General features: G+C 69.4%; 34 protein-coding genes and 1 pseudogene. 15 read left to right on the plus strand and 20 right to left on the minus strand.

The window, feature by feature from the left end:
- The 3 genes from ACZ4M5_RS33195 to ACZ4M5_RS33205 form a co-directional block, all read left to right on the plus strand.
- Positions 1–235: hypothetical protein (locus tag ACZ4M5_RS33195; protein WP_467742537.1), on the plus strand; the 235-nt coding region annotated here is incomplete at its 5' end.
- An 89-nt stretch (positions 236–324) separates the two neighbouring features.
- A complete protein-coding gene (locus tag ACZ4M5_RS33200) occupies positions 325–870 on the plus strand; it encodes a nuclease-related domain-containing protein (RefSeq protein WP_467742539.1) in 546 nt (181 codons plus the stop codon).
- Positions 871–1002: 132 nt separating this feature from the next.
- A complete protein-coding gene (locus ACZ4M5_RS33205) occupies positions 1003–1344 on the plus strand; it encodes a DUF6233 domain-containing protein (protein WP_467742541.1) in 342 nt (113 codons plus the stop codon).
- Positions 1345–1358: 14 nt separating this feature from the next.
- Here the strand turns inward: ACZ4M5_RS33205 and ku are convergent, their stop codons facing one another.
- The 5 genes from ku to ACZ4M5_RS33230 all read right to left on the minus strand — a co-directional run bounded on the left by ku (position 1359) and on the right by ACZ4M5_RS33230 (position 3826).
- On the minus strand, positions 1359–2267 hold the full coding sequence (ku, locus tag ACZ4M5_RS33210; protein ID WP_467742543.1) for a non-homologous end joining protein Ku: 909 nt from the start codon (positions 2265–2267) through the stop codon (positions 1359–1361).
- A gap of 215 nt (positions 2268–2482) precedes the next feature.
- Positions 2483–2881, minus strand: a complete 399-nt coding sequence (locus tag ACZ4M5_RS33215) for a DUF7352 domain-containing protein (RefSeq protein ID WP_467742545.1) — start codon at positions 2879–2881, stop codon at positions 2483–2485.
- 14 nt (positions 2882–2895) lie between these two features.
- Positions 2896–3276 carry a hypothetical protein gene (locus ACZ4M5_RS33220; protein ID WP_467742547.1) on the minus strand — a complete coding sequence of 127 codons (381 nt, stop codon included), beginning with the start codon at positions 3274–3276 and terminating at the stop codon, positions 2896–2898.
- On the minus strand, positions 3276–3503 hold the full coding sequence (locus ACZ4M5_RS33225; RefSeq protein ID WP_467742549.1) for a hypothetical protein: 228 nt from the start codon (positions 3501–3503) through the stop codon (positions 3276–3278). Before ACZ4M5_RS33225 ends, ACZ4M5_RS33220 begins: the two co-directional genes overlap by 1 nt.
- A 107-nt stretch (positions 3504–3610) precedes the next feature.
- The gene (locus ACZ4M5_RS33230; protein WP_467742551.1) at positions 3611–3826 is read right to left on the minus strand and encodes a hypothetical protein; all 216 of its coding nucleotides are present in this window, start codon (positions 3824–3826) and stop codon (positions 3611–3613) included.
- Positions 3827–4140: 314 nt separating this feature from the next.
- Between ACZ4M5_RS33230 and ACZ4M5_RS33235 the strand changes: the two genes are divergently transcribed.
- Positions 4141–5181, plus strand: a complete 1041-nt coding sequence (locus tag ACZ4M5_RS33235; protein WP_467742553.1) for a hypothetical protein — start codon at positions 4141–4143, stop codon at positions 5179–5181.
- Positions 5182–5353: 172 nt separating this feature from the next.
- On the opposite strand, the gene ACZ4M5_RS33240 is transcribed toward ACZ4M5_RS33235, so the two are convergent.
- The 7 genes from ACZ4M5_RS33240 to ACZ4M5_RS33270 are packed head-to-tail and all read right to left on the minus strand — an operon-like array spanning position 5354 to position 8381.
- A complete protein-coding gene (locus ACZ4M5_RS33240) occupies positions 5354–5677 on the minus strand; it encodes a hypothetical protein (RefSeq protein ID WP_467742555.1) in 324 nt (107 codons plus the stop codon).
- Positions 5674–5976 (minus strand): hypothetical protein, encoded by a 303-nt coding sequence (locus ACZ4M5_RS33245; RefSeq protein WP_467742557.1) that lies wholly within the window; start codon positions 5974–5976, stop codon positions 5674–5676. Before ACZ4M5_RS33245 ends, ACZ4M5_RS33240 begins: the two co-directional genes overlap by 4 nt.
- Positions 5973–6569: a hypothetical protein gene (locus tag ACZ4M5_RS33250; protein WP_467742559.1), complete on the minus strand. Its 597-nt coding sequence runs from the start codon at positions 6567–6569 to the stop codon at positions 5973–5975. Before ACZ4M5_RS33250 ends, ACZ4M5_RS33245 begins: the two co-directional genes overlap by 4 nt.
- Positions 6566–6715: a hypothetical protein gene (locus tag ACZ4M5_RS33255; protein ID WP_467742561.1), complete on the minus strand. Its 150-nt coding sequence runs from the start codon at positions 6713–6715 to the stop codon at positions 6566–6568. The genes ACZ4M5_RS33250 and ACZ4M5_RS33255 overlap by 4 nt, the downstream gene beginning before the upstream one ends.
- Before the next feature lie 3 nt (positions 6716–6718).
- On the minus strand, positions 6719–6892 hold the full coding sequence (locus ACZ4M5_RS33260) for a hypothetical protein (RefSeq protein WP_467742563.1): 174 nt from the start codon (positions 6890–6892) through the stop codon (positions 6719–6721).
- Positions 6889–7956, minus strand: coding sequence for a hypothetical protein (locus ACZ4M5_RS33265; RefSeq protein WP_467742565.1), 1068 nt, complete (start codon positions 7954–7956; stop codon positions 6889–6891). The genes ACZ4M5_RS33260 and ACZ4M5_RS33265 overlap by 4 nt, the downstream gene beginning before the upstream one ends.
- Positions 7957–7958: 2 nt before the next feature.
- On the minus strand, positions 7959–8381 hold the full coding sequence (locus tag ACZ4M5_RS33270; RefSeq protein WP_467742567.1) for a hypothetical protein: 423 nt from the start codon (positions 8379–8381) through the stop codon (positions 7959–7961).
- 445 nt (positions 8382–8826) lie between these two features.
- Here ACZ4M5_RS33270 and ACZ4M5_RS33275 point away from each other — a divergent pair, with 445 nt between their 5' ends.
- Positions 8827–9108, plus strand: coding sequence for a hypothetical protein (locus ACZ4M5_RS33275; RefSeq protein WP_467742569.1), 282 nt, complete (start codon positions 8827–8829; stop codon positions 9106–9108).
- A gap of 64 nt (positions 9109–9172) precedes the next feature.
- Here the strand turns inward: ACZ4M5_RS33275 and ACZ4M5_RS33280 are convergent, their stop codons facing one another.
- From ACZ4M5_RS33280 to ACZ4M5_RS33315, 8 genes and pseudogenes are all read right to left on the minus strand, one after another.
- The gene (locus tag ACZ4M5_RS33280) at positions 9173–10426 is read right to left on the minus strand and encodes a hypothetical protein (protein WP_467742571.1); all 1254 of its coding nucleotides are present in this window, start codon (positions 10424–10426) and stop codon (positions 9173–9175) included.
- Positions 10427–10616: 190 nt separating this feature from the next.
- Positions 10617–10793: a hypothetical protein gene (locus ACZ4M5_RS33285; RefSeq protein ID WP_467742573.1), complete on the minus strand. Its 177-nt coding sequence runs from the start codon at positions 10791–10793 to the stop codon at positions 10617–10619.
- 254 nt (positions 10794–11047) lie between these two features.
- The gene (locus tag ACZ4M5_RS33290; RefSeq protein WP_467742575.1) at positions 11048–11413 is read right to left on the minus strand and encodes a hypothetical protein; all 366 of its coding nucleotides are present in this window, start codon (positions 11411–11413) and stop codon (positions 11048–11050) included.
- A complete protein-coding gene (locus ACZ4M5_RS33295) occupies positions 11410–11796 on the minus strand; it encodes a hypothetical protein (protein ID WP_467742780.1) in 387 nt (128 codons plus the stop codon). The genes ACZ4M5_RS33290 and ACZ4M5_RS33295 overlap by 4 nt, the downstream gene beginning before the upstream one ends.
- A gap of 498 nt (positions 11797–12294) precedes the next feature.
- A pseudogene (locus tag ACZ4M5_RS33300) lies at positions 12295–12489 on the minus strand (helix-turn-helix domain-containing protein); the annotation flags it as partial.
- Positions 12490–12719: 230 nt separating this feature from the next.
- Positions 12720–12977, minus strand: a complete 258-nt coding sequence (locus ACZ4M5_RS33305) for a hypothetical protein (RefSeq protein WP_467742577.1) — start codon at positions 12975–12977, stop codon at positions 12720–12722.
- Between the two features lie 203 nt (positions 12978–13180).
- Positions 13181–14386: a helix-turn-helix domain-containing protein gene (locus ACZ4M5_RS33310; protein WP_467742579.1), complete on the minus strand. Its 1206-nt coding sequence runs from the start codon at positions 14384–14386 to the stop codon at positions 13181–13183.
- A 181-nt stretch (positions 14387–14567) separates the two neighbouring features.
- Positions 14568–14753 (minus strand): hypothetical protein, encoded by a 186-nt coding sequence (locus ACZ4M5_RS33315; protein ID WP_467742581.1) that lies wholly within the window; start codon positions 14751–14753, stop codon positions 14568–14570.
- A gap of 288 nt (positions 14754–15041) precedes the next feature.
- Between ACZ4M5_RS33315 and ACZ4M5_RS33320 the strand changes: the two genes are divergently transcribed.
- The 10 genes from ACZ4M5_RS33320 to ACZ4M5_RS33365 all read left to right on the plus strand — a co-directional run bounded on the left by ACZ4M5_RS33320 (position 15042) and on the right by ACZ4M5_RS33365 (position 21556).
- A complete protein-coding gene (locus tag ACZ4M5_RS33320; RefSeq protein ID WP_467742583.1) occupies positions 15042–15359 on the plus strand; it encodes a hypothetical protein in 318 nt (105 codons plus the stop codon).
- Complete coding sequence (locus ACZ4M5_RS33325) at positions 15356–15643, plus strand: hypothetical protein (protein WP_467742585.1); 288 nt, start codon at positions 15356–15358, stop codon at positions 15641–15643. The genes ACZ4M5_RS33320 and ACZ4M5_RS33325 overlap by 4 nt, the downstream gene beginning before the upstream one ends.
- Complete coding sequence (locus ACZ4M5_RS33330) at positions 15640–15945, plus strand: hypothetical protein (protein WP_467742587.1); 306 nt, start codon at positions 15640–15642, stop codon at positions 15943–15945. Before ACZ4M5_RS33325 ends, ACZ4M5_RS33330 begins: the two co-directional genes overlap by 4 nt.
- The gene (locus tag ACZ4M5_RS33335) at positions 15945–16430 is read left to right on the plus strand and encodes a hypothetical protein (RefSeq protein WP_467742589.1); all 486 of its coding nucleotides are present in this window, start codon (positions 15945–15947) and stop codon (positions 16428–16430) included. The genes ACZ4M5_RS33330 and ACZ4M5_RS33335 overlap by 1 nt, the downstream gene beginning before the upstream one ends.
- Before the next feature lie 142 nt (positions 16431–16572).
- Positions 16573–16695, plus strand: coding sequence for a hypothetical protein (locus tag ACZ4M5_RS33340; protein WP_467742591.1), 123 nt, complete (start codon positions 16573–16575; stop codon positions 16693–16695).
- Between the two features lie 23 nt (positions 16696–16718).
- On the plus strand, positions 16719–17171 hold the full coding sequence (locus tag ACZ4M5_RS33345; RefSeq protein ID WP_467742593.1) for an NUDIX domain-containing protein: 453 nt from the start codon (positions 16719–16721) through the stop codon (positions 17169–17171).
- Between the two features lie 38 nt (positions 17172–17209).
- On the plus strand, positions 17210–18409 hold the full coding sequence (locus tag ACZ4M5_RS33350; RefSeq protein WP_467742595.1) for a hypothetical protein: 1200 nt from the start codon (positions 17210–17212) through the stop codon (positions 18407–18409).
- Between the two features lie 31 nt (positions 18410–18440).
- Positions 18441–18950, plus strand: a complete 510-nt coding sequence (locus tag ACZ4M5_RS33355; protein WP_467742597.1) for a DUF6197 family protein — start codon at positions 18441–18443, stop codon at positions 18948–18950.
- 3 nt (positions 18951–18953) lie between these two features.
- Positions 18954–19547: a hypothetical protein gene (locus tag ACZ4M5_RS33360; protein ID WP_467742599.1), complete on the plus strand. Its 594-nt coding sequence runs from the start codon at positions 18954–18956 to the stop codon at positions 19545–19547.
- 122 nt (positions 19548–19669) lie between these two features.
- The gene (locus tag ACZ4M5_RS33365; protein ID WP_467742601.1) at positions 19670–21556 is read left to right on the plus strand and encodes a hypothetical protein; all 1887 of its coding nucleotides are present in this window, start codon (positions 19670–19672) and stop codon (positions 21554–21556) included.
- The last annotated feature ends 8 nt before the right edge of the window (positions 21557–21564 follow it).

The raw sequence follows: 21564 nt of genomic DNA on the forward strand, positions 1-21564 counted from the left end.
GCGCGCGGAGGAACGCCAGACCCAGGCCGAGGCCGGGAACACGGTGGAGAACGGGGCCTGGTGCACGGTGTGGCTGGAGGGGCGGTGGCGGTGGGTCACGTCGAAGATGACGACGCCGCAGCGGGAGTACGCCGCGGACTGCGTGGCCGCCTACTCGCGGTACCTGGCGACGTGCGACGGGGACCTGGAGCGGGATGAGCCTGAGGGCCTGCGCTGGTGGAGGGACGGCCGGTGAGTGCGGGTGCGTCGGCGGCGCGTGAGGCGCGGCGGTTGCGTGCACGGGCCCGGCGGGGAGTGTGGCGGCGTATCACGGCGTGGGTGGGCATGAACCCGGAGGCTGCCCGTGCGGACGCCCAGGCGGCCCGCTGGGAGCTCGGCGCCCGCGCGGAGAAGGACACGGCCCGAATCGTCCGCCCGTTACGTCTGCGGGGCTGGCGGATACGCCACGACCTTCGCCTGGCGGGCCGCCGCTTCAACATCGACCACGTGAAGGTGCCACCGTGCGGGAGCGCGGTGGTGGTGGGGGACACGAAGCGCTGGCCTGTCGGATGGGAGACGTGGGAGGCCGGGGGTCGACTGCTCTGTGGTCGGGAGGACCGGCATGGGGAGGCAGAGAAGGTCGCTCGGTACGCGCAGCTGGTCGGCCAGGCGCTCGGCATGCCCGGGGTGGCGGTGTGGCCGCTGCTGGTGGTGCACGGGTCGACGGTGCGGGGCGGTCACATCGAGGTGACGACACCGGCCGGGATGGTGCAGGTGGTGGCGGCTGGAGAACTGCGGCGGGTGCTGCGAGACGCGCCGTCCGGTTGGTCGTGGGGGCGGTCGCGTCGTGTGGCGGCCCGTGTCGACGAGGTGCTGGTGCCCTACCGGTGATCGGTGTGCGGGGCGTAGCGTGCTGGTGCCATCGGGAGGGGGCACCACCCTGTAGTGGCCACCCGAGGGCCCGTCGTCTGGGGGATCACCCCAGATGGCGGGCCCTTTTCCTCGGTCTCTAGAATCGAACACATGAACGATCGTCCGCCGTCGCGTCTCGAGATGCTGCGCTTCCTGGAACGCGTGCAGGCCGCGGACCTCGAGCGGACCCGCCGGTGGATCGCCGAGGAGGAACGCCGCCAGGCCGAGCGCCGTGCCGGGGAGGAGCGGCGGCCGCCGGCCCCGGACTGGGTGCTGGACTACGGGCTGAACCGGGACGCCCTGCCGGTCGCCGTGCATGCGGGGGAGTGCCATATGGCGGGGAAGCGGGCGAAGGGCGTGGACCGGGTGGCGGCGTTGCGGGCGTTGTCGGAGGGCGTGGCGGCGTGCGGGCATTGCCGGCCGGACGCGGAGCTTGGGTTCCTGGACGGGTGAACCCTTGCGCCTTGTCAGGCGCTGCGCGGCCGCCGGCTGGCCGTCTTCTTCGCCGTGGTCTTCTTCCCGCTGGTCTTCTTGGCGGGCTGCTTCTTGGCCGCGGCCTTCTTGGGCATCTCGTGCACGTCGGCGTCCTCGCCGCGGTCTGCCCGCGCCTTCTGCACGGACTCTTGCAGGGCGGCCATGAGGTCGACGATCCGGCCCGTGTCCCGTTCCGGCTCCGGCGCCGCGGGCAGCTCGCGGTGCTCCCGCTTGGCTTCGATGATCTGCTCGATGGCTTCGGTGTAGGTGTCGCGGAACTGTGGGTCGTCGAGGTCTTCGCGGGTCATGGAGTCCATGAGCGCCAGCGCTCCGTCGACCTCCTCATCAGTCAGTTCGACGGGTGGGGGGAGGAGGGAGCTGGGGTCGCGGATCTCGCCGGGCCAGCGCATGGCGTGCAGGACGATCACGTCGTCGCGGACGCGCAGCAGGCCGAGGCGTTCCCGCCCGGACCAGGCGTACTTCGCCACGGCGACCTTCGAGGAGCGGGCGAGGGCCTGGGTGAGGAGCTTGTAGGGCTTGTGGGAGACCTGCCCGGACGGCTGGAGGTAGTAGCCCTCGCCGATGCGGATGGGGTCGACGGAGGCGAGGGGGATGAACGCGACGATCTCGATGGCTTTGGCGGTGGGCAGGGGAAGGTCGCGGAGTTCCTCGTCGGAGATGGCGATGACCTGGTCTTTGGCGTACTCGTAGCCCTTGCCGATCTCGTCGGTGCGGACCTCGCGGTCCTCGACCTCGCAGTACTTGCGGACGCGGACGCGGCCCATGTCCTCGAGGTGGTACTGGTGGAAGCGCACGGAGTGGTCTTCGGTCGCGGACTGCACGTTGATCGGCACGGTGACGAGACCGAAGCTGATGGCGCCTGACCAGACGGTTCGGGGCATGGGGTACCTCCGCGTGTGTCCCCGAGCAGCACCAGGCTACGTCCGTCGCTGGGGGCTCGCATGCGACCGCCCCACCACGACGGGGGACTGCGTGGTGGGGCGGAAGCGTGTGCGCTCGCCCGGCTATGGACCGGACCTCCCCGGGTGCCACGGTTTCCCGCAGCAGACGAGCGAGCGCTATACGCCAGGATGGCACGGGCTACTGACAGCCCGGGTTACTGCGGCGCCCAGCCGCCTTGGCCATCGCCGATTAGGTCGACGCCGCAGGCGTGGCAGATGCCCGGCACACGGTCCGCCGGGTCCTGCATCCTCGGGACCTCTACGACGTCCCAGTGCTGGCAGTGGTTCTCCAGTACGTGCCACACCAGCTGGCCGTCCGGGGTGATGGCCGTACCGTGGTGCCGGCCCAGCCAGATCGGGAAGGGCTGGCCGGTTCCGACGATCTGGAAGCTGCGCCGCATCGGCTCCATCCCGTCGGGGCGGGCCACGTACCAGACGTCGACCTTGCCGGGGCGACGCACGGCGGCGTGGAGGATGTCGCCGGTGAGGTCGATGCCGTGGGGCCGGTCGTCGAGGGGGAGCTCGGTGCGGTGGATGACGTGCCTCTGCTTCACAGGCCCTGCCTTCCTTAGGCGAGGTCGAGGACGGCGCGGAGCCTCTCCCGGGCGATGTGCCGGTTCTGCTCGCCGTCCTCGTTGGCGAGCGCGCGGACGCGGTCCAGGACGGCGAGGAGCTGCTCCCGTGTGGGCTTGCTCTGCGGCTCCCACCAGTCGGGCGGTTCCACCTTCAGTGGCACGTTGATGACCACGGTGGCAACGCGGTCGTCTGGGCCTGCTTGGAGGTGGCCGTCGGGGGTGCGGTCGTAGACCTCGCAGCGCAGGAAGCGGCCGGTGGGGCCTTTGTCGATGGTGATGTCGGCGTCCTGGGGGACGTTGGCGGGGTTGATGCCGTTGTCGGTGAGCCAGGCGCAGAGGGCAACGCGCCGGCTGCCGAGGGGGTGCTTGGCCATCAGACGGTCGGCCTCCCCGCTCGGGTGGTGGGCTCGCTGGCGTCGAGGAGGGCCAAGGCGTGGTGGAGGAGGGCCCGGCACACGGCGCGCTCTCTTGGGTCGTGTACGGCCTCGAGGTCGAGGCGCTGAACCGACTGGGTGGCACTGGGCCCGCCGGTGCTGACGTAGAAGATGGCGGGGCCGTGGACGGCGAACTGGCTGAACGGGTCTTCGTCGGGAAGGGGCATGACTCTACGGTGCCGCGCTTCCGGCCGGTCGTTCCCCCGGGCATGAAGGTGGCCCGGCAGGGTGCTGGGGGCACGCCTGCCGGGCCGGTCTGCGCGGCCGGGGCGGTCTAGCCCCAGGTGGTGTCCTGCGGCGCCGCGACGGGCCCGGTGGGGTCGCCGCCGGGGTTGGCGGGGGTGGTGCCCCAGGTGGTGTCGGTTTCGTCGGCGGGTGCGCCCCAGGTGGTGTCGGGCGGGGCGATGAACGTGTCGGCGGTGGCGAGGCCGAGGGCGGCGGCTGCGGTGATGCCGAGGCCGGCGGTGAGAAGGCGGAGGCGCTTGGTCATGGCGCGTGGGTTTCCTTCCGGTTGTGGTCGTTTCGTGAACGATAACGGGGCGTCTACCCGGTTTCTCGATGGCCGATCCTGCTGCGAATCCCCACTCCCTGTAGGCGATTTCCCTGGCAGTAGACGCCTGAGGTTGCGGGGAGGATGCGGTGTACGAGCGCCGGGGGACGCCCCATGGATACGGTGCCGTACGCTCGATTCATCCATCAACCACTTCCGGCTGCGCTTTCATGCAGTGCGTCAACACGCAATGCTGTGGTCGGTTTTGACAGGGGACCGAACCTTTGGCCATCGATAATGCGATAGGTGACGGCGTGTCGCTTTCGGCGGAAGCCGAGCGGGCTTACGGCTTCATCTCGTCCGGCCGGCCGGTACCCGAAGAGCTCGAGCAGGCGGTCACGGAGCTGGTACGGCTGGGGTTCGTGGTGCTCGACCCCCGGTGCGATAACCGACCGGTTGCGCTGGATCCGCGGCTGGTGGCGCAGCGCCGTATCGACGAGATGCTCGCCGAGAACGCGGCCCGCATCGAGCGGATGCGGGCCCTTCCTCACGTCGCGGACCGTATGGCTCAGGACTACCAGCGGGGCCTGTGGCGCTCCTCCGGCGGCGCCGAGTACCTGGAGGACCCGGCGGTGGTGAACGCCCGCCTGGACGACGTGGTGGCCTCCGCACGGTTCGAGATCCTCGCGGCCCAGCCGGGAGGCCCACGCACCCGGGAACAGCTGGAGCGGTCCCTGGCTCGGGACACGCAGGCCCTGGACCGCGGCGTGGCCAAGCGCACCCTGTACCGGGGCATGGCGCGGGACAACTCGGTCACCGCGGAATATGTGCGGGCGATGATCGGCCGGGACACGGGCAAACGCCCCGAGTACCGGACGTTGGAGGCGCCGTTCGAGCGGACCATCATCGTTGACCAGCGGGTGGCGTTCATTTCCAACCACTACCTGCCCGACGCGCCGGAGCATGCGGCGTGGGTGGTGACGGACAAGGCGATGGTCGCCTACATCGCTGTCGAGTTCTGCGCCCGCTGGAACGCCGCAGACCCGTGGCATGGGGAGTTGCGGGCGCGTAGGCAGTCGGGTGGCGGGGTGACGTGGTCGGAGGGTGTGCGCACGACGCGCCGTCAACGTGAGGTGGCCCGCGGTCTGGTGGCGGGTCTGGATCAGCGGGCTATCGCCTCGCAGCTGGGGGTGTCGCTGCGCACGGTCGCGGATGAGATCAACGAGTTGAAGGATCTGTTCGACGCGAGGTCTCCGGCGGAGCTGGGCTATAAGTGGTCGTTCTCGTCGGACCGGCTGGTGGACGACGGTGCGGCGGAGGCCGGGTTAAAGACCCGGGTGGAGCCGGCTGCCTAGTCGTCGTCGAACGTCATCTGGTGCGGCTCGGCGGGCTCGGCCGGGTGACAGTGGAAGAGGCCCTCAGGGAGGGCCTCCTGCCCGTCTAAGGGGCGAGGGGTGGGCTGCCGGTGCAGCGCCTCGAGAGCCTCGATGCGGCGCAGCAGCTCGCCCCTGGACGGCGTACGACGCCTCACGCGTCCTCCTGGCTCGCGGCGCGCCTCTTGGCGGCCCAGTCGGGGTCGAAGCTGGGTGCGGGGCTGCGGGGCGGTGGCGGGTCGTTGCGGTGCTTCCACGCGTCCCAGCCCTGCACCGGGTGCGCGGCCAGCCAGGTGAGGTTCTCGACGGAGAGGACGACGAACATGGCCCACCAGCAGGTGCTGTGGCGGCGCATGGTCTGGTCGTACTTCTTCCAGTTGGCCCAGTCGGAGGCGCGCTGTGCGGGGCGGAGTCGTCCGAGGGCGTAGCCGGCGGCGAGCAGGCCTAGGGCCGCGGCCGCGGTCGTCAGAGGGCTCACGCGGTGGTCCTCTCACGGTGGGTTGGCCAGCCGGGTGCGGCGTGCATGCGCTGGCTGTCGATGTCGATGAGGCCAAGCTCGAGGACGTGGAGCAGCGCTTCGCGCACGGCGCCGTCGACAACTTCGGCCAGGGTGAGGTTCTGGGCGTAGGCGCCTTCCGGCCCGAGAGCCCAGCCGGTGGCGGCGTGGCCGGCAATACGGTCTAGGCGGTGGAAGTCGCTGCCTTCGCTGGTGTCGACGGGGATGCGAGGCCACGGGTCGAACGTGCGGGAGGGCAGGGGCGGCTTGGGCTCGGTCATGTGGTGGGCTCCTTGTCCTCGATGGCGTCGAGGGTTGGGCAGGGGTGGGGGATGTACGCCACCCACTCCTCCGTGCGCGGGCCTGTGGAGCGCCGGACTGAGCACTCGGCGCACCATGTCCGGCCCATCTGCTGCACGGGCGCGTGGAGGGCCGTGACGCGCTTCTTGAGGTCGTTCCACGCGTCGGGAAGGACGTTGATTGCCTCGGCTGCCAGACGCCGACAGTTGCGGATGGTCTTCAGGACGAGACGGACATCGACTTCGTCGAGGTGACGTTCCATGGCCGACCAGACGACGAACTCGACAGCGTCGTCCGCGTACGCCGGGGACGCGAGGTCCTTGCGGGCCTGCTCGGCTTCCTTCTGCCAAGCTGCGGCCAGCTTCTCCATCGCAGCGAGGCGCTGCTCGAGGGCGTCGGTGGGGCCGGTGCGGGCTTCGGCTTCCTCGGCGCGCTTGAGGGCGTAGGCGAGCTGGATGCGCAGGTATGGGGCGTTGGCGGCCTCGGAGGCGAGGCGTTCGTCTTTGGGGAGTGCCGCGGCCTTGGCGTTGGCAGCTTCTGCGGCCTCGAGGTGCCGGTGCGGCTGGTCGGTCATGCGGTTTCCTCGTAGGTGAGTGGCTGGGTGTGGGCCCACGGCCCGGTGCGGGGCCGGGGGCGCCGGTGGGGGAGGTGGGTGTGGTGGCCGCACAGGAGCGTGGCGACGGTGACGACGAGGATCAGGTAGGCGGCCACACCGGTCACGGGTTACGCCTCGCAGTCGTGGTCGTCGGGGTGGAAGGGCTGCCCGTTGTCGTCGTGGAGGGTGAGGCCGTTGTCGGGGTCGTACCAGCCGTCGCCGGTGGCGCCGCAGTTGCCGCATTCCCAGCGGCCGGCGAGGCTGATGCCGGTGAAGCCGCCGCTGGTGTGCTGTGGGCTCATGACTGGGCCCCGTCCTGCTGTGCTCCGGCGGCGGGCTGCTTGAACCCGCCGCGGGCGACCGCGCGGCGAACAGCACGAGCCTGGTGCTCCCAGTGCGACCGGTCGTCCTCGTCGAGCTGGTCCCAGTCGGGGCCGCGGGGGTCGAACCGCTGGTGTAGCCAGGCGGGGAGCGTGTCGTGTGGGGCGGGCTGCGCCTCGGCAGCCATGCGGCGCATCCAGGGCTCCCCGCAGTCCGGCGCGCACAGCTCGTGGTCGCCTTCGGCGTGGCCCATCAGCCGCTCGTGAACGTCGCACGGTTCACCTCCGTCCTCGCACGGCACGCCGCTGCACGGGGTGGCCACGTACTCGGCCTGCCCTGCCTTCCGGAGGAAGACCTCCATCAGGGCGAAGGCCGCGCCTGCCGCGTCGTTGGCGCCGCGCTCGGCGTAGGCCCCGCCTGCCTTGTTGCACTCGGCGGCGGCGTCCAGCCACCTGGCGGCCCGGTCCGCCGGCTCGGGCAGCACCGCCATCACGGCGTCGGCGAGAGGCTGCGCGCGGTGGAGGCAAATCTCCTCGGCCGTTGCGGTGAGCGGCAGCCCGCCAGGGGTGTTGTGCTGCGGACCGCCGTAGCGCGGCTTCAGGGCGTCGGCGATCGCTTCGGCGATGCGGTCGCGGATGGCGGCCCGGTCGGCGGCGTCGACGGCGAGCTGCCGCCCGCAGCGCGCCCCCTTCAGCCATTCCCGCACATCCGCCGTGGTGATCGGGCGCTGCTCCCGCTCGGCGATGGCGCAGCACTCGCCGACGAACGCGAGGGCGTCCTCGGCGCGGTAGAGCTGGAGGCCGAGGGCGGCGGCGAGGGCGCGGACCTCCTCGGCGGTCAGCTCATCCTCGGCCCGGTCGGCGGCGGGCGCCTGGACGGCAGGAGCGGCGAGCAGCGTGCGCAGCGCCTCCACTGCGGCATCCGTCAAGCCGACGTCCACGGCCCAGACCTGCGTGTCGATGAGGGTGACGTCCGGCAGGTGCAGGATCACGCCGCCGTCGGGATTCAGGGTTAGGCGGGGCTCCGGGGCGGTCTGGTCGGCCATGGTCAGGACTCCAGGGCGGCGCGGATGCGGGTGACGGCTTCCATCTGCATGGCTGAGCGCTGGGTGTCGGGTTCGGTGCGCATCTCGGTATCGATGGCGTTGGCGAGTGCGCGAACGCGGGAGTCGGCGAGCATCAGATGGAGAAGGAGAGGGCTGATTGTCTCGCCGGAGGCGGTGCCTTCCTCGGACAGCCAGCACCAGTCGTGCTCGGTCATGCGGAAGTCGCCGCCCTTCCAGCCCTGGTAGGTGGCGCCGACGGCGGATCGGGCGGCTTCGAGCATCTCGCCGACGGTGATGTTCTCGGCTGGTTCGAAAGCCAGGTCGTAGTAGTCGCCGCGGTAGGAGTGGGGGTTGTGGAAGCCGTGGCGGACGGTCTGGTGGGGGTCGGCTGCTTGGAGAGTGGTGATGAGGTCGCCGAGGTTCATGGGCGAGGGCTCCCGTGTGGTTGGGGGCGGTGGTTGGTCAGCCTGCCGCAGTTCGAGCAGGGCGTTCCCCCGGCTCGGTGGGGCGGGGTGCGTGATGGGTCCACCCTACCGAATGTTGCATGGCACTGCAATGCAAAGCGAGGGATTAGGGATGCCGCCTCAGTGCCCCCAAGGGCATGAAGACGCCCCCAGACGCAACGCCTGGGGGCGGTCAACCAGCGTTTCCCCTCACCGGGTCTCTAGGGTCATGGGGGCGCTTTAAGGAGCAACCCCACGAGCTCGGGATGCACTCACAGCATGCCGCGCAAGGCCGGGCACGTTCCCCTGGCGTCTTCCGGCCCTCGGCTGCCGGGCTGTCGAGTCACAGTCCGGTGACTTGCCCTGCCAGCGGTGCGGGTGACGGCGCATCATGCCCCGGTACGGATCTGATCAACGGGGGGACCCCATGCGCACCACCACTACCGCCCTGCTCGCCGTCCTGCTGCTCGCCGGCGGGGCCGTCGGCTGCTCGGACGACAAGTCCTACGAGGAGATCACCGCCGACTGCGCGGCCGCCATCAAGGACCAGGCGGAAGGCGACACCAGCAAACCCGAGGCGTGCGAGGACGTGAAGGAGGACGACTACAAGGTGCTGCGGATCTCGCAGGGCCTGGAGGACTCGGGTGTGGTGAAGGACGGGGAGGTCGACATGGACAAGCTCCTCGACGACGCCACCGCCACGCCGTAGTCGGCCGCCTTGACAGCAGTGCCCCTCGGCTGGTGGCCGAGGGGCACTATGTGGTCGTCGAGAGTCATGCCGCCAGTCCAGCACCCCCTTGCGCGTCCTCATTCTTCCTGCGGCACGAATAGTGCTCCGGCAGCCCCTGAGGGCCCGTCATGCTTGCGGGCGAACCACAGCCGAAGCGGCACAGCGGGATCGGCCGCCCTGACGCGTCGACGGCGACCTTGGCCGGCTCCGCCTCCTGAGCAGTACGGCTCTCAAGGACGATCGTGCGACTTCCGCGCCTCTCCCTCGGTTCCGCTCTCACCTCCGAGGCTGGACGGTCCTCGGTGCACCGGTCCCGCCTGTCGCCTCGCCGCACCGTCGGCGCGCGTTCCTTGTCGTCCAGGGCGGGGCCGTTCGCTTCCATGTACTTCTGCCAGTGCTGCGAGGGCAGCCAGCCGTGCAGGCCGTTGTGCTGGAACGGGACCCGCTCGCCGGCCGCCGCTTCCACGATGAACTGGGTCAGGGTCAGGCCGCCCGTTCCCTCGAAGACCCTTGACTGATGGACGGGCACGAGGACGCGGTGCCAGCCCCAGCAGTACCCGCTGTCAGTGGGGTTCTTCTCGTCGTACTGCTTGTACGGGCATCGGGTCAGCTTGCCCCTGGGACTGCACTGGCCCTCCTCGACGACGAAGTTGCCGTCACGGATCTGGATGGGGTTCTTCTGCACGCGTATGACGGAGGCCGGCAGGTTCGGCGTACGAACGTACGGAACAGTGCCGACGCCCGGATGGTCGGGGTCGGTGAAGTCCCACACAGACCGGATCCCGCCGCGACGCCGGAACCCCTCTCGCCTGCTCATCCCTCGAGCGGTCTGAATGCTCAGCTGAGGCTCGTAGTCGAGAACGATGCCGTTGGCGCCGCTGATACGGACGTCGAGGCGGGCGTGCCCGCCGGCGGCCGACGACTCGATGTCCGCGGGGAAGCCGTGGTCTTCGCAGTCCTTCGCTACGCGCTCCTTCCGAGCGAGATGCTCGTCCGACTCGTGGCTTATCGGCTTCTCGCCTGGCCTCCGGTAGTGGGAGGCGAGCCATACGCCGTCACGTTCGACGAGGTACATAGGGACGCGCCGGCTTCTCAGGTCCCGGCAGTCAGGGCAGATCAGTCCGCGCTGTTCGACGGGGACGCGGCGCCGCATGCGGAGGAGTTCGTCCAGGAGGCCCTCGCCGTTCGGGACGCCGAGGTCTGCCCGGTCCAGGTCGAGGTTGCGTCCGGCCGGTTCGTAGAAGACAGGGTTGCGGTAGAGCTCTTCATCGCTGTCGGGCTCAAGGCCTTCGTCCATCGGTACCCCCAGCAGCCGCTACGAGTAGGACCAACAACGCTACGGGCTGGGTCTGACAATGGTGGCTGAACTGTGAAAACCGGTCGTATGTCACGATGCTCCACCCCTTCGGCCGGCCAGCCTACTGGTGCGTAAAGCGAACAGCAGACCGCCCGGCCGCCATGGGGGCGCGGCCGGGCGAGGTAGTGCGCTACCTCCTTCCGAGGATCAGGAGCGGTGCGAGTTGGCCCGCGAAGCCGAGTAGTTCGGCGAGGGCGTTCGCTTGTTCGGTGGTGAGCCTGCCGATGGCGAGTGCCGAGACGAGCAGCACTGCCCACGTGGTGGGGTCGGTCGGGAATCGGTCGTTGTAGGGGCTGGATGTAGTCACGAAGGTCCTTGGTGAGGGCGCTGGTTGGGGTCGGGTGGGCAGTGTTGCGGCAGGCCTGATGACCTTCGTGACTTGTGCAGGGGGTGTTGACGGCCGAGTCGGGGCCCCGAAGCTTGGTGGTGGAGGGGCCCCGGCGGGGCAACACTTGAACCGTACCGCGCCTTGCATGGCATCGCAATGCATAGCCGGGGATCGTTGGAACGGCGACGCCCCCGAATCAACGTCCAGGGGCGTAACCAGTTTGACCTGTTGGCCTACTTCGAGCGCTTGTCCACCCGTTCGGACAGCTCGGTGTTCCACACGGCTGCGACATACCCACCCGCTACAGCAAAGTCAGTCTGCGCACGGTGGAGCACCGGAACTCCGCGGAGCTCGGAGCCAAAGGCCGCCTGCTGCACCAGGAACCTGGCGCCCATCACCGCGTGAAGCGCCGCCTCAACGCGGGCACCACCAGGCATGGCGCCCTCCACGCCGGAAGGTAGGCCGACGATGTGGTGGTCGTGCTCCTCGATGCGTCCCGAGATGACTGAGGCTGCCAGGGTGCTTTCCACTTCGAGAAGCATCTCGATCGCGCGCTTCCACTCGGCAGCCGTCGGCTGGTGTTCCTCGTGGTCGTTCATACGGCGACATCCTTTCGGCACTGCGGGCACAAACCCGGCTCGGGCGACCGGAATGCGTGGTCGCAGCGATCGCAGTTCTGCAAGGGCACGACAGCCGGTCGGGGAAGCGTAGCGACGCCCCCTGACATGGCCGACGCCATGTACGTGCCGTTCCCCACGGTCTCCGGGACGGGCCCAGCCAGGGCCTGACGCAGTCGACCGGACACGATGGCTCCCACCGACGTGGTGATCTGGTCCGGCAGTGGCCGCCCAGCAATCACCTGGCGCAGCTGCTCCGGCGTCCAGCCCTCCAGCAGCATGCCGGCCAAGACCATCCCCTGGTCCTGGAGCGGCTTGCCGGTCAGGAGGAACTCCGGCTGTTCGGCACCGATGGCAAGCAACAAGTCGACACCCGGGTTCCTGCTGATCTGACTGGGGACCGTCGGCCCGTCCGTCCCTCCGTCTGCTGCCGCCGAGCCGTCAGGGACGGAAGGACGGGGAGTGTCCCGGGGTGGGTTAGTAGGGGAGGGTTGGGGGTCTTGCAGTCCCCCGGTACCGGACTTGTAGTCCCCACCCCCGGGACTTGAAGACCCCCCCTCCTGCCCGGTTTGACCCGGGGACTGTGAGTCCCCACCCCTAGGACTTGCAGTCCCCTCGCCGGGCCGCGAGGCCGGCTTCCTGCGCTTCCCTTTGTCTGCGCGCTGCTTCCGGGGAGGTGCATCCGCCAGGTCCGGTCGGTCCGCAGGCCTCAGCGGTGGCTTCCCACGCCGGGTCCGTTCCTCGTTGGCCTGTTCGATGTCCGGGAACCACGAGTACGGGATCATCAGGTCGTACACCGTCGGACGGAAGTGCTCCGGGATATGCGCCGCCGCTGACTGATCTCCTAGAGCGATCAGCCCTCGCTTCTCCATCGCCCGCAGACGACGCTGCACCGTCTTCGGGTCGATCATCGCGACCTTTGCGATGGTCTTCTTCGACGGCAACGCATCCGAGCCGTCTGCCCACGCCCGCTCCGCAAGAGTGACCAGGATGAGGCGCTCTTCAGCATCTGCAACGGGCGCGCTCTTCAACGCCCACAGGATCGGCAGCAGGCTCATGACCTCACCGCCACCGCACGAACGATCGTGGTGGGGCTACTTGTCGACTTCCTAGGGGCAAGCTGTAGTCTCGACAACGAGACACCTGCTTTCTGGATGTGGTTCTCACTCGCCAGCGGACTGCAATCCGCTGGTCTTGCTTCGACGGCCTGGTAGGGGAGCTGCGTCTCCTGCTGGGCCGTCCTTGCGTTCCGGGCCGTGGCTGCGTACACGGCTGGTCGGAAAGCGACCTACTGCTTGTTCGGACCGCGGCCGCCGCGCGGCGGGCCGGCTTTGAAGTACGCCAGGAAGACCCCGGTCTCCATCGTTCGGGCGTTGCCGACCTTGATGTAGGGGTGCTGTCCGTTGCCGTCGCCGAAGGGCCAGTCCTTGGCCGTGCGGGCGATGTACCTCAGGCCGTCCGGCGTGATGCTGTCGACCAGGCCCTCGTCGATGAGGAGCTTGGCGCCCGTCGTGAAGGTGACGAACGGGGGCGTGGGGCGGGTCACCACGGGATTCCGACAGGCTTGAACTTCGATGTTCCCGAAGTTGTCGCTAGGGTGTGCAACGTACGGGTCCTTCCTTAGCTGGGGGCATCTGTGCGGGCCGCGCGTATTCGCAGTACGCCGGCGTGGAAACGGTCGGTCGGGGCGACCCGGTTCGGCCGTTTCTGCTGTTCAGGGCGGTGATCGCACCTTGTCCTCGTCTCCTCTCACGCCGCGAGGGCGTTGATCGCTTCTACGGTTTCAGCGGCGGTCGAGTTCCCCGCGTACCGAGGTGCGCTGAGCATCCCCGCCAACCGCTCCGCACGCTTCACAATCCACGAGATTTGCTCCTCCACAGGCAACGACAGGACAGGGCGGATGGCGTCAGCCGCGCCCTCCACGTCGTCCAGCTGCACCCGGGCCGTCGCCAGGTAGATGTGCGCCAGGCGCTCATCGTCCAGCGACCGCTCATCGGCCGGCCCCGACTGCCACAGCTCGATCGCCATGATCGCTTCGCGGGCCGCCCGCTCGGCGTCGTGCCCGCCCTCCAGCCAGATCAGGCTCGATCCGGCGTAGTAAGACTGCTTGGCCTGCGAGAACCCAAACAGACCCGACAGGGAGTCCGGCCGGTGCATCCGCTCCCGGGCTGCTTCCGCGGCATCCAGAGCGGCGTTCGCCGCCCTCGAGTCACCGAGGTTCGCCAGGCACTGGGCCTCACCACAGCGCAGCCGGGCCTCCCCGGTGCCCTGCCCGTGGCCGACCCACTGGTAGCCGTCCCGCACGTACTCCAGAGCACGCCCGTAGTCGCCCTGGAAGCGGGCGATCAGGGACTTCGTGCCGGCCACCCACGCGGCCAACTCCGCATCCCCCGCGAACTCGGCGCAGCGACCCGCCGCAGTGGCGTGCTCCAGCGCTTCGTCCGCGTCGCCCATGTCGAGCAGCGCATACGACAGCACCCCGGACAGCCGCCCGGCAGCCACGTACAGGTCGGAACGGTCCTGCGGCCGGTGGTGCCCTGAGCGGATCCGCTCGAACGCCTCGCCGCGCAGGGTGTGCGCCCGGTCCATCATTGGACCCGGGGGAGAGGCCAGGTAGTCGACCGCCGTAGCGGACACGCCCTCCTGGAGCTCGCTGATGTCCAGGTCTGCCAGTGCGGTCAGGTCCCGCGACATGGCCAAGGCTGCCGCACGCGTTCGGTGCGCGGCCGCGGCCTGCCGGCGGGCTTCGTCCTCCCGGTGCCACTGGGCCACGAGGGCACCGTTGGCGCCGGTCGCCTCATCCGCAGCCTCAGCGACGGACAGCGGCGTGGGCCGGCGGCCGGTCTCGAAGTTGTGCAGCGACGTGCGGTCATACCGGACGAGCTGCGCCAGGTCTGCCAGGGACATGTGGGCAGCCATGCGCCACTCGCGGAGCAGTTCCGGGAAGGTCGTCATGCCGTGAGTCTTCCTCCTCTCGTTCCTCGTCGGGAGGGCTTGCCGCCCTGTACGTGCAGTTTGTCTGTTGGCAATTCCTTGAGGGGCTGATTGCAAACAGCAGCCTCAACTCCAGTGGCCTCGGCCGGTGCTGGCATGGAGTCAGCACTGATCGAAGACGCGAGGAGAAGCTGCTGTGGCATCACTCCGCATCGCCCTCCGGCTCCACGCGGCGCCGGCGGTCGCGCGCGGCGGCCTTCTTGGCGTGAGCCACGAAGTACGGTCTCGCCTTCTTCCAGTCGACGACGTTGGAGCGGCCGACCTTCTGGACCTCAGGGAAGTTCTCGACGTCCTTGAGGTGAAGCTGGGAGATCCGTTGGTGGGTCATCGACGGGAGGATGCCTTCCTCCACTACGCGGCGCGCAGCTTCGCGGAAGGTCACCAACTCAGGTCCTCCTTCGGTCTCGGCTATGACGACTTCCTCCAGTCTCCCTCATTGGGTTGCCAAATGGCAACCCAGGGCGTAGTGTCTTTCATGGCACAGCACGACGGCCCCGGACCAGCAAATGCCGGACCAGGGCCGCGTGTCCCGAAGCGGCTCCTACACCGCCACGGACATGAACCCGCCCACCTGCGCATTCAGGGAGGCCGATCCACCATGGATCGTATCCGCCACATGGCTACTCGCACAGCACACCCCCTGGACAACGTCCAGTCGGTGTCTGGCGCCACCACCCAGGCCGACGAGGCGCTCCGCCGCGTCACCCTCACCCAGATCGGCCCCCGCCGGCCCGGCGTCGTCTACTACGACGGCAGCCGCATGGTCGAGGTGAAGGCCGTCATCACCAACCTCACCGAAGCCCGCCGCGTCCTGCGCCGCAACGCCGCCCGCTTCGCCGTCCTCATCGAGGACCTCCACACCGGTACGTCCCGCTACACGGGCGCCGTCTGGACCGGCTCGGACCGTGTCCTGAAGGCGGTGACGGTGCGATGAGCGAGCTGCGTGACGTGTACCGCGAGTACGCCGAGCAGGCCGGCCTGGACTACCTGACCAGCCTGCGCGCCCTGCCCGCCTACCAGCCGCGCCCCGGCGTGAACCTGGGCCTGCTGCGCGTGTCCGTGACCCTCGTCGACACCGGCGCGGACCTCGGCTTCGCCGACCTCGACCCCGTCAACCTCGCTGACCTCGCCGCCGACACGGCCCGCCGTGCCTCCGGCCTCCGCGTCAAGCACAACCGGCCCACCACCCGCCTGCACGTGGTGGGGGAGGGGGCGTGATGGACGACAAGCGGCACGACGACAGCCCCGAGTACCTGCCCGCCCTGGAGCTCTACCACCAGCTCACCAACCTCGGCCCCGACACCGACCGAGCCGTCATGGTCACCCTGCGCCTGCCCAACGGCCGCTACATCGGCGACGTATGGCTCTCCAAGCAGGACGTACGGGACCTGTCCGACGCCTGCGTCGGCCTGGCCGCGGTCCGCGAGTACGAGGACGCCACCCGCATCCCCGACCTCGACGCGGCCGACCTGAACGCCGCGCTTCAGGCCCTCGAGAACCACGCGAACGGCGGCGAGTGATGGCCAGCCGCAACGTCCTCGACGGCACCGAGCTGGGCGACCTGCTCGACGACCTCACCACCGGCACCAACATCCGCCCCGGAATCCACCTCATCGCCGACGGCATCCGCGCCCTCGCCGAAGACGCCCACACCGGGCAGCTCGACAAGCGGGCCACGCAGCTCGTCCTCGTCCAGCTGTGCGGCAACGCGGACGGCCTCGACGCGGTCGGCGCCATCGGTGAACTCGCCGCCTACATCACCACCGACCACAACCCCACCATCCGCAACCTCCCCGACGAGCAGCGCAAGACAGTCACCCACCAGGGCTGGCTGACCGCCTACGGACTCAACGACCCCGACCTGCGCACCGCTGCGGCCGAAGCCAACGCCGCCCTCGACCACCTCGACCCCGAGGGGAGGTGCGACGTGGACGACGCGAAGCGAAAGGAGATGCACGACAAGGTCAAGAAGGCCAACGACCAGTCCCGTAACCGGCCCAAGTAGCCACCCCCCGGGGCCCGTGCCGAGCCGACACGGCCGGGCCCCACCCCCTCTGGCCCCGCCCGAGGCCGCACCACCACCGCCCCCAGGTGGTGCGGCCCCGAGCACGACCAGCGGAACACCCCACCAGACCGAAAGGACCGCCATGACCGGACCCGAGTTCCGCGAGACCCACGGCGACCCCGCCACGTGGGACGACGACGAATACGAGGCCTACTTCGCCATCACCGCCACCCAGAACCCCACCGACTACCAGCCCGCCGCCTGACCACCGAAAGGACACCGACACCCGTGACCGAAACCCTCGAGGCCATCCGCTACACCGCCGACGTCGTCTGCATCCGCGACGGCCACGTCCTGACCATCAAGCGCGGCTGGCCGCCCCACAAGGGCCAGCTCGCCCTGCCCGGCGGACACGTCGATCCCGGCGAAACCTCCCGGGACGCTGCCGCACGCGAACTGCTCGAGGAGACCGGCGTCAACGTCGACGCCCGGGACCTGACCCTGGTCGGCGTCTACGACGCGCCCGACCGCGACCCCCGCGGCCGATACATCACCGCCGCCTACACGATCACCGTCCCGGCGCACACCACGGCTCGGGCCGGAGACGACGCTGCCGCCGTTCAGTGGGTGCCTCTCGCTGAGACCGGAGACCTCGCCTTCGACCACAACGAGATCGTGACCGACGCCCACCAGGCCCTCGCCGGCACCACCGTCCAGCCCGCCATTCGCCACAGCGCCTGACCCAACCGATCACCCCCCACCACAGAAGGGACGCGCCCATGCTCACCCAAGTGCAGAACGCGGCCGCACAGGTGCCCGTAGAGGCATGGGCCGCCCTCCTCGCCCTCACCACCCTCGGCTTCGGCTACCGACTCGCCGCCAAGACCCGCGCCCCCCGCCGCAAGCCCGTCGACAAGAAGAAGCGCCGCACCCTCACCGGCCTCCTCGGCATGGGCCTCGTTGTCATCGCCGGCCTGGCCCTCTCCACGAACACCAGCGCCCGCTTCGCCCTCACGCGACTCCACATGGACTCGCCCTGGCACATGACTATCGGCCTCGCCCTGGAAGCCATCGTCCTCGGCCTGTCCGTGTACTCCTGGGCGTTCAACGACAAGAGCGTTGCCCGCGTCGTGTACGCCCTCGTCTTCGCCCAGGCCATCGGCGCCGTCGAAGTCACCAGGTTCGAAGGCGAGGACCTGGGCACCGCCCTCGTTCGCATCGTCGGCCCCGTCATGCTCGCCTACGGACTCCACAAGCTCCTCGGTCTCGAATCCAAGCTCGGCAAGATCGAGCTCAAGTCCGACGGGATCCTCGCCCGCTGGTGGCGCGACCGCCTCAAGCGACTCGAGAGCAAGCTCGGCATCGGATCCCGCGGCGCCGACGCCGAAGCCATCAGCCGCCGCAACGCCCAGGACAAGCTCATCGCCCTCGCCACGCTCGGTAAGCCCTGGTACATGAGCCAGCGCTCCTACGACAAGGCCCTCATGCGCGCCGGCGACGCCGCCTTCCACGGCCTCGACGACACCCTCGACCAACTCGGAACCGAGATGACCATCACCACCCGCATCGACCGCATGGGCGCCTTCAAGACCCTCCCCGACCGGTCCGAGACCTACGCCCTCCGCTCCCTGCGCCAGGTGCGCCCCTCCAACGAGGCGCAGGGCGCACTAGACACCGCGCCGGACGACATCAGGGCTCTGACCAGCGAGGGCGCAGCAGGGCGCACCCAGAGGCCCGAGGAGAGCGCGCCCGAGGCGAACACGGGCGAGGCGCAGGCGAGCAGCAGGCGCGACGGGGGCATCACCGACCGCCGCCAGCTCGCGTTCGACCTCTACTTCGACCTCCGCGGCACCGGCCCCGCCCCCTCACAGAACGCCTTCGAGAAGGCCTGGCGCGACGCCGGCTACGGCCTGAAGACCGACGACATCCGCGCCCTCTACAAGGACATCCACACCAAGGTCACCGGTAACAACGCGTAACCATCCGCCCTGATCCCGAAAGGAGGAGAACGTGCACCCCGCCCACACCCAGCCCGTGCCGCAGACGGTCACCCCGTCCGCGGCACCCGCCCGCACCACCCACCGGCCGGCCCCGGCCCCCCTCCCGGCACCGACCGTCACCGCCCCCGACTGGCCCACCCGCTGGCACCTGCTCATCCCCGCCGGCATCCGCAACACCGCCGCCGCCCTCGGCCTCTGGCAGAACCCCGTACCACTCATCCCGTCCGACCACCTCACCCAGACCCTCGCCGTCCTCGAGCGGTACGGCTGGTGCAAGTCCCTCGACTTCAGCCCCACCGGACGCATGTGCATCCGCGGCGCCCAGACCTTCCTCGAGCACACCGGACACGTCACCCCCACCGCCCGGAACCGGGCCGTCGACTACATGCAGCAAACCCTCCACGAGAACGGCATCCACACCCCGTTCTTCGCCTGGAACGACTACGGCGACCGCACGTTCCCGCAGGTCAAGCACCTGATCACCCTGTCAGCCCACTCGGCACGCAAGAACGGAGAATGAGCAGTGACCCCCGAGCAGTTCAACCAGGAATTCGGCCCCGAATTCGCCCCCCAGACAAGCCCGTATGGATACACCGGGCAGCCGGTAAAGCCCGGCCTGACCAAGCGGGGAAAGACCGCCCTCGCTATCGGCGCGGCCGTTCTCGCCGGTGGTGGAATCCTCGCCTGGCAGGACTACTCCGCCGAAGCCTCCGCCAACGAAGTGAAGGCACAGGAACTCGCCCTCAGGCAGCAGGAACTGCGCATCCAGGAACTGAAGGAAATCAACAAGGCGACCGCCGCGCAGAAGAAGAACCAGGCCACCGAGGACGCGGCCCGCAAGAAGTTCATCAACGCGTGCATTCAGGCCGACAAGGGCCTGGTCGGCAAGCAGATGGGCGTCACCTACAGCTCCGTCGTCGCCGACTGCCAGGACCAGTTCCGGGGCAGTGAGGACGGCACCACGACGGGCGCCGACATGGCCGTTGCGGGGTCCGCGAACGAGGCCGGCAGCGGCTCAGGCGGCATCAACTCGGCCGGTCTCGTGGGCATCGCGGTGGGTGGCGGACTGCTCGTCGCTCTGGGTGCCAACCGCATGAAGAAGGCTCACACACAGTAACCGTCAACGTTCATTCCTCACTCGCTCACGCCGCTGAAAGCCCTCACCCGGCACCCCATGATCCATCCCTGAGGGTCTTCACAGCGGGAGTGAATGAGGAATGAAGCTACAGAGAGTGAGGAATGATGGCGACCGACACGGTCCCCGCGGCCATCCCCGGACCCCCCGACCCGCCGTCCGGAACACCCACCACCCAGACCGGCGCAGACAAGCCCGCCAAGGGCTTCCTCGCGGCCATGGTGGCCCCCGTGGAGCCCGCACGAGCCACCTTCGACCTCACCCCAACCACCGGCCACGCCACCCACCCCGACGCCGGTGACGGGGTCCTGGACCGCTCCGCCCCCGGCAAGTCCTCCGCGTCGTTCCACGACACCGAACAAGCCTCCACCAACGACCCCACCGGCCAGAAACGAAAAGCCCAGGGATCAATTTGGAAAGCATGGTGGCTGGCCGGAGCGCAGCGCTGGGCGAAAGGCGGCGGCACCGCCAACAAGCGCCTCGACCTGAAGAAGGCCCAGGCGCAGGCTAACCAGGTCAAGGAAGCACGCACGACCACGGTCAACAAGTCCGGCGGAATCCTCCCCGTGCGTAATTCCGGCGGATCTGGTGCGGGTCCGAAGGGAAACTCCGGTAAATCCGGCGGCAATACGGGCGGAAAGGGCCCGGTGAATTCCTCCGGGAACCGTTCGGGCGGGGCCGGCCGCGGCGGATCCGGCGGCGGCCGCGGGTCTGGGGGAGGCTCAGGCAGCAACGGAAGCAGCTCGACCGGCGGCAGGCACAAGGACTCCGTCGGCCACGGCAAGGGCACCGGTACGAAGGGCCCTGCCTCGGGCGGGAAGGGCGCTGCCGGTACGGGCGGCTCCAATGGCGCCGGCGGTCCGGGCAAGAACACCAGCAGCGGCAAGGACCCCCACGGCGGGAAGGACCGCGCCATCCGCGGCCCGAAGGCCTCCAAGGACACCGGCGCCAAGGGGCCGGGCAAGGGCCCCGGCACCGGCGGGGGAGCCGGATCCGCATCCGGCGGTCCTGGGAAGCAGGGAGCGGGCGGCAAGAGCGGCGCCGCAGGCAAGGACGGCAAGACTCCGAGGGCCGGTGCTGCCGGCGGCCCGGGAACTGGCGGCGGCTCCAAGACGGACACTGCCAAGCCGCCCACGAAGAACGGCAGGAACGACTCCGCCAAGCCGAGCAAGACGCCCGGCAAGAACGACACCGGCGCCGGCACGGCTCACAACACCAAGCACCGCCAGGGGCAGCCCGATACCCGCACTCCGCTGGAGAAGTCCCGCGAGACCGGCCACAAGGACGGCAGCGCCGTCCGCCAGGTCGTCGACCACGTCAAGGCCTACAAAGACGGCGCCGTCGACGGCTACCGCGACAAACGCGACGAGAACGCGCGTGACCACGCCCGCCTCGACAAGGCCCACGACAAGCACAAGCCGAAGACCACTGCCGCCAACGACGCCAAGACACAGACCGGCCGCCCCCAGCCCGTCATCGTCACCGAACAGGAGGACGACGGAGTGACCACCGACGTCAAGCCCCTCACCGTCAAAAGCATCGACGCCAACACCCTCACCCTCGGCGCCGACGCCACCCGCGCCACCTACGGCAGGCGTGAGCTGCGCAACTTCAAGCAGTACGAACGGAAGCTCGAAGCGAAGGAAACCAACCTCCAGAAGATCGCCGACGCGTGCAAGCAGCTCGAGAAGGAAGCCGAGAAGGAAGCCAAGGACTGCCAGGACCTCCTCGAGAAGGCCAAGAGCGTTGAAGGCGGCGAGAAGCTCGTCGGCAAGCTGACCAAGCTCGCCGACGAGGCCAAGAACCAGACCGCGGAAGCCGCCGAACTCGCCAAGCGCGCCAAGCGGGCCGCCGAAATGTGCAAGGTCGTCCTCACCAACATCCAGACCCGCTACGCACCCCTGTACAAGGCCGTCGTCGACAGCGACGAGACCAAGCCCGCAGAGCTCCGCTTCTACAACGACAAGGGCACCTACGCCCCCGCCGCCTGAACTCGCTA

Source organism: Streptomyces sp. NPDC026246 (assembly GCF_055567995.1).